Annotated in this window: 6 protein-coding genes; 4 read left to right on the top strand and 2 right to left on the bottom strand. The window is 49.5% G+C overall.

Annotated features, from left to right (window positions below):
* Positions 1-315: 315 nt before the first annotated feature.
* Positions 316-858 carry a hypothetical protein gene (locus tag RSA72_RS13785; RefSeq protein ID WP_332624194.1) on the top strand — a complete coding sequence of 181 codons (543 nt, stop codon included), beginning with the start codon at positions 316-318 and terminating at the stop codon, positions 856-858.
* Positions 859-1,067: 209 nt separating this feature from the next.
* On the opposite strand, the gene RSA72_RS13780 is transcribed toward RSA72_RS13785, so the two are convergent.
* Positions 1,068-1,301, bottom strand: coding sequence for a DUF2171 domain-containing protein (locus RSA72_RS13780; RefSeq protein WP_332624193.1), 234 nt, complete (start codon positions 1,299-1,301; stop codon positions 1,068-1,070).
* Between the two features lie 363 nt (positions 1,302-1,664).
* On the opposite strand from RSA72_RS13780, the gene RSA72_RS13775 reads away from it, so the two are divergent.
* The 3 genes from RSA72_RS13775 to RSA72_RS13765 all read left to right on the top strand — a co-directional run bounded on the left by RSA72_RS13775 (position 1,665) and on the right by RSA72_RS13765 (position 4,042).
* Positions 1,665-2,672 (top strand): LLM class flavin-dependent oxidoreductase, encoded by a 1,008-nt coding sequence (locus RSA72_RS13775; RefSeq protein ID WP_332624192.1) that lies wholly within the window; start codon positions 1,665-1,667, stop codon positions 2,670-2,672.
* A gap of 166 nt (positions 2,673-2,838) precedes the next feature.
* On the top strand, positions 2,839-3,306 hold the full coding sequence (gene yiaA / locus RSA72_RS13770) for an inner membrane protein YiaA (protein ID WP_332624191.1): 468 nt from the start codon (positions 2,839-2,841) through the stop codon (positions 3,304-3,306).
* A gap of 175 nt (positions 3,307-3,481) precedes the next feature.
* A complete protein-coding gene (locus RSA72_RS13765; RefSeq protein WP_332633366.1) occupies positions 3,482-4,042 on the top strand; it encodes a flavoprotein in 561 nt (186 codons plus the stop codon).
* A 215-nt stretch (positions 4,043-4,257) separates the two neighbouring features.
* Here RSA72_RS13765 and ppsR read toward each other — a convergent pair whose 3' ends face one another.
* On the bottom strand, positions 4,258-5,094 hold the full coding sequence (ppsR, locus tag RSA72_RS13760; RefSeq protein WP_068912514.1) for a posphoenolpyruvate synthetase regulatory kinase/phosphorylase PpsR: 837 nt from the start codon (positions 5,092-5,094) through the stop codon (positions 4,258-4,260).
* Positions 5,095-5,227: the final 133 nt, after the last annotated feature.

Below are 5,227 nucleotides of genomic sequence, written 5' to 3'. Positions count from 1 at the left end.
GGAACAAAACGAGCTCCCAAAATTCGATTTAAAAACGGTAAGACTCCGCCGTGAATAGCCCCCAAAATTAAGAAGTTTATGGTGAAACTTCTTAACTGATCAGCATTACACCTTCGGGTGCTGTTTTGGCTGGATTATGCGGGATGATGCGCGCAAGCCGGCCCGCTTTAAAGGCAATCGTGAAGGCATTGCGCAGAGCGTTTACAGATTCATTACTAAACGCATCATTTTGATCATAATGCCGTCCACGCTCTTCCCTACATTTTTGCTTACATTCATCTCAAGACATAATTGACATGCTCTCAGAAGGGAATCATGAAAATGCATAAAATTCTATTCGGCGCGGCAATCGCAGCTTCCGCTTTTGCAATGCCCGCAGCCAACGCAGGCAGCACCTCCAACACCGCCCTGACCTCAGCCCTCGGCGGTGTGGTCGGCGCTGCAGTGGGACAGCAAATGGGCGGCCAAACCGGCGCAATGATTGGTTCAGCCATTGGCGGCGGCGCAGGCGCGGCAGCTTCTGCCAATAAGCGTGACCGCAATGGCGCCATCATCGGCGGCGCTTTAGGCGGCGCGGGCGGCTACACCGTCGGCAAAAATATGGGCGGCACCAATGGCGGCTATATCGGCGCAGCGGCCGGCTCTGCAGGCGGCGCTGTTTTAGGGCAAAAAGTCAGTGAAGACCGCCGCTATGATGATGAGCGCTATGACCGCCGTTATGACGATGAAGACCGTTATGACCGGCGCTACAACGGCAAAGGCTACCGCTACAATGACGACCGCTATAACGACCACGGCTATTACAGCAAAGACAATGGCCGCCATTTAGGCCACTATAAAAATGGCAAGCGCCGTTAATTCCGCAGCTGCCGCATGAAAAAAGCGCCTTCGGGCGCTTATTCAAGTCTGAATAATATTGCCTTCCCGCCTCTGGCTCTGCCAGCGCATTCCTCCTGAGAATGCCCTCTGGCTTTTCAGTTTCAACGGCAGCAAATCCTTTAAAAGAAGAGGCGCCCGCTTCAGGCAGGCGCCCCGGATTAAATGACACGCCAAATCCCAGCTTTACTTTAAACCGCCTTCCACTGCTGCCGGACTTCGTCCGCACATTTATTCAGCATCACCTGATTGTCCCGGATTTCCTGAACCCAGGAAACAGGAATCAGATGATGCATGCCGTCACTGGACTCATGGCGCGTCAGCTTCAGCTGATCCGTTCCCTCAAGATGATCGACCGTGCCGACTTTTGTCCCGCAGGATGCAATAACATCTGCATGCTTCTGAATACTTTGAAGATCAACCATTGCCTGCTCCTATTGCATCAAATATGCCTTATTAATCTAGCGGATCAGCGCAGTAAATCCGGCAAATGTTTAAAACATACACATGAAGATAATCAAGCCTTACAATCTGGAACACTGCGGTAAAAGGGTCATAAAATGAAACAATCGGCGCAATGAAAATCATGGAAATCCGAAGGCTTTGCGCTGCAGGCCATTCATGAGGCGCAAAAGCTGATGAATATTGGATGCAAAACCGCGACCTGAAACACGCTGCAAATAATACATTGGGCAATTCAGCGCCATTAAATACATCGATAATTTTCGATATACATCATTCAGCTTATATCGTATTATTTCGATATATAAAAATCATCGAGATCAGTTATGCGCTCATTGCAAGCAGTTAAATTTTCCATCTTAGAACTGGCGCCTGTGCGCGACGATAAAAGCGTCCAGTTTGCTTTAAATCACGCGCTGGAGCTGGCCCAGCATGCAGAAAAGCTCGGCTATGACCGCTTCTGGCTGGCGGAACATCACAATATGGACGGCATCGCCAGTTCTGCAACAGCTGTTTTGCTCGGCTATATTCTGGCCAACACTTCAACGCTGAAAGTCGGCTCCGGAGGCATTATGCTGCCGAACCACGCCCCTTTAGTGGTTGCAGAGCAGTTCGGCACTTTGGCCACGCTGTATCCGAACCGGGTCGAGCTGGGCCTTGGGCGCGCGCCCGGCACAGACCCCGCCACGATGCGCGCCTTGCGCCGCGGGCGTCAGGAAACCGAAGATCAGTTTCCGCAGGACGTCGCGGAAATTCTGCGCTATTTTGATGATGCGCAGCCGCAGCAGCGCATTACCGCAACACCGGGCCAAGGTACGCATGTTCCCGTCTGGCTGCTGGGTTCCAGCCTATTCAGCGCGCAGCTGGCCGCCAAACTCGGCCTGCCTTATTCCTTCGCCTCCCACTTTGCGCCGCGCATGCTCAGCCAGGCCATTCAGCTGTACCGCGACAGCTTTGAGCCTTCGCAGTATTTAGACCGGCCTTATGTGTCGATGGGCGTGCCGGCCATTGTCGCGCAGACCGATGAAGAAGCGCAATATTTGGCCAGCAGCGCCTATCAGCGGGTATTAGGCCTGATGCGCGGCCACAGCCTGAAGCTCAAGGCGCCTGTTTCAAGCATGCAGAATCTGTGGTCGCCGGCAGAAAAAATGTCTGTGGAGAATTTTTACGCCATGGCGCAAATCGGTTCAAACAGCACTGTCAAGGCAGGCTTGAAAAGCCTTTTGGAAAAATATGATGTTGATGAATTCATTTTCACCTGCGATATTTACAATACAGACAAGCGCATAGAAAACTTTGAGCGCCTGATGCAGATTAAGCATGAAGCCGCCTAGAGCGCATCCAGCCTGATATCCGCCTAAAGCGCCGCATTGATGCAGCGCTTTTTTATTCGATTGCGCCGCCTCAGCCGCATATAAAATCGCCATTGCCTTCCCGGCGCTTTTCAGCATAATAAAACGCATGGCAGCAAACACTAAAAATAAGGATAAGGATAACCGCATGAATCAATACATTAATAAGCCCACGCCCGCTTTTGTGGCCGCCAGCTGGGCCGCGCTATTCGCCGGCGCCGCCGCATACGGCATTGGCCTGTTCAATGCAGACATGCTGCTGAACGAAAAAGGCTATTACCTGATTTTGATTCTGTACGGACTGTTTTCCTCCGTTTCCCTGCAGAAAATCATCCGCGATAAAATTGAAGGCGTCCACGTCACGCATATTTATTACGGACTGTGCTGGGCATCGGTGGCAATCTGCATCGCCCTGCTGGCTGTCGGCCTGTTTAATGCCAATTTGGCCCTGAGTGAAAAAGGCTTCTATATCATGGCCTTTTTGCTCAGCCTGTTCGGCGCGGTTGCGGTGCAGAAAAATATCCGCGATATGGAATACCTGCGCCAGCACAATCAAGCCGATCATTTAGAATTTAAAAACACCAAGTCTATTGCAGACAGCGAACATAACGATTAACCCTTGCGGGCCTGCACACAGCAGGCTCATTTTTCTTTAAACGCGCTGAAGCCGGTTTTATCTAAAGATGACTGTTCAGATTTCATTCAGCGCTTTACCTGCCCGCAATTCTCCGCTATCAATAGAGGCATAAATACAGCCAACCGCATAAAACGAAAAATACTGGAATACTTATATGGCCACGTTTAAGCAGGATGCTTCCCATCATGCCTTTAGAAATGCAGCGCAAGATTTTCAGGCATTTCAAGGCGCTTTAGTTCAATCTACAGAAATGAAAGATTTCAATTTCAGCGGCAAAAATGTCGCCATCCTCAGCATCGATCAGGATTCCGCCAGCCTGCTTGCAGCGGTCTGCGATCAGGCGGCGCAAGTTGCCGTGTTTCAGATTCATCCGCATTTTGTGCTGCCCAAAACCGAGCGCTTCATGCAGAAACTGATTCAGCATCCGCTGGTCATTAAAAACCGGCGCCTATTCAATAACCGCATCAAAAGCCTGCTGGCGCTGCGCTTTCTGGAAGATCAAGTCAAAGACACCTGGCTGAAGCACTTGCTGATGCCAAATACCGCCATTCAGCATAAAGTGTTTTTAAAGTCTGACCATTATTACGCCTCGCTGCAGCGCGCAAACTGCACGCTGGTGACTTGGCCAATTGTCAAAGTGCACAGTCACGGCATACAGGCCATCAACGGCCATATTTATCCCTGCGATGTGATTGTGTACCACGGCACGGCATAGCGCTTTAAATGCCTAAAAAAACAGGAACGCGGATATTTTCGCATGAATTGCAGCTTCAGCAGGCTTTTAAAGCCGGAAAATCAGCCTGTCCTGTGCAGTCCAGCAGCATTTTTCTATGCATTTTTTGATATTATTTTCATATAATAAAGCACGTTATTTTCTATTTATTTAGAGCTGAAAAGAGCCGCGTTGCGCGGCTCCTGCCCGCATGCAGCTTAGCCGATGCGGCGCTTCAAGCCGGTCATTTGCAGTACGCGGGTTGAAATTTCTTCAATCGACATCTCTGAAACGTTGAGATATTTAATGCCTTCAGAAATATAAATCCCCTCTACCGCGCGCAGCTCCATTTGGCACTGGTTAAAACTGGCATAGCGGCTGTTGGCTTTGCGCTCACTGCGGATGGCAACCAGGCGCTCAGCATCAATCATCAGGCCAAAAAGCTTGTGCTTATGCGCCTTTAATACCGAAGGCAGGCGGTTATCGTCTAAATCTTCTTCTGTCAGCGGGTAGTTTGCAACGCGGATGCCGAACTGCAGCGAAAGGTAAATTGAAGTTGGGGTTTTGCCTGAGCGCGACACGCCAATTAAGATCAGGTCGGCTTTATCGTAATGGCGGGTGCGCGCGCCGTCATCATTATCCAGCGCGAAATGCACCGCATCAATGCGCGCCTTGTAAGACTCTGAGTCCGTTACGGCATGCGTCTGCCCGACTAAAGTTGTAGGGGAAGTTCCCAGCTCATCCGACAATTTACTTATAAGGCCTTCAAATACATCAAGATTTATAGCATTTGCCGTATTGATGATGTCGCGTGCATACGGGTCTACCAGCGTATCAAAAACCAGCGGTTTTTGCCCGTCCAGCTGCGCGCGCTGATTGATCTCAGCCACCACATTCATGGCTGCTTCTTCAGAGGTAATATAAGGAATAATATGAATGTCAAAATCAACATGCGGAAACTGCGCAAGCAGTGAGTGTCCAAGGGTTTCAGCAGTAATTGCGGTACCGTCTGAAATAAAAAAAACACTGCGCCGGATTTGTTTACCTTCTGACATTAAAATTCTCCTCAAATATTTGTCTTAGTGCTATATAATCTTTATAGTAAACCATCTTACATGACTATCTCTTAGTTAAATCAAAATGCTAAGTTTTTTGTTATAATTTCATGCCAAGATAGTGATTAATACT

Origin of the sequence: Acinetobacter sp. (assembly GCF_036659555.1) — a bacterium.
GTDB lineage: Bacteria > Pseudomonadota > Gammaproteobacteria > Pseudomonadales > Moraxellaceae > Acinetobacter.
The sequence above is the reverse complement of the archived record's forward strand: the minus strand, read 5'-3'. Positions and strand labels throughout refer to the sequence as shown.

What these genes read in the sequence shown, in the direction of transcription:
- yiaA (WP_332624191.1), top strand. Translation starts at nt 2,839, where the DNA reads ATGAATCAATACATTAATAAGCCCACGCCCGCTTTTGTGGCCGCCAGC.
- RSA72_RS13780 (WP_332624193.1), bottom strand. Translation starts at nt 1,301, where the DNA reads ATGGTTGATCTTCAAAGTATTCAGAAGCATGCAGATGTTATTGCATCC.
- RSA72_RS13765 (WP_332633366.1), top strand. Translation starts at nt 3,482, where the DNA reads ATGGCCACGTTTAAGCAGGATGCTTCCCATCATGCCTTTAGAAATGCA.
- RSA72_RS13785 (WP_332624194.1), top strand. Translation starts at nt 316, where the DNA reads ATGAAAATGCATAAAATTCTATTCGGCGCGGCAATCGCAGCTTCCGCT.
- RSA72_RS13775 (WP_332624192.1), top strand. Translation starts at nt 1,665, where the DNA reads ATGCGCTCATTGCAAGCAGTTAAATTTTCCATCTTAGAACTGGCGCCT.
- ppsR (WP_068912514.1), bottom strand. Translation starts at nt 5,094, where the DNA reads ATGTCAGAAGGTAAACAAATCCGGCGCAGTGTTTTTTTTATTTCAGAC.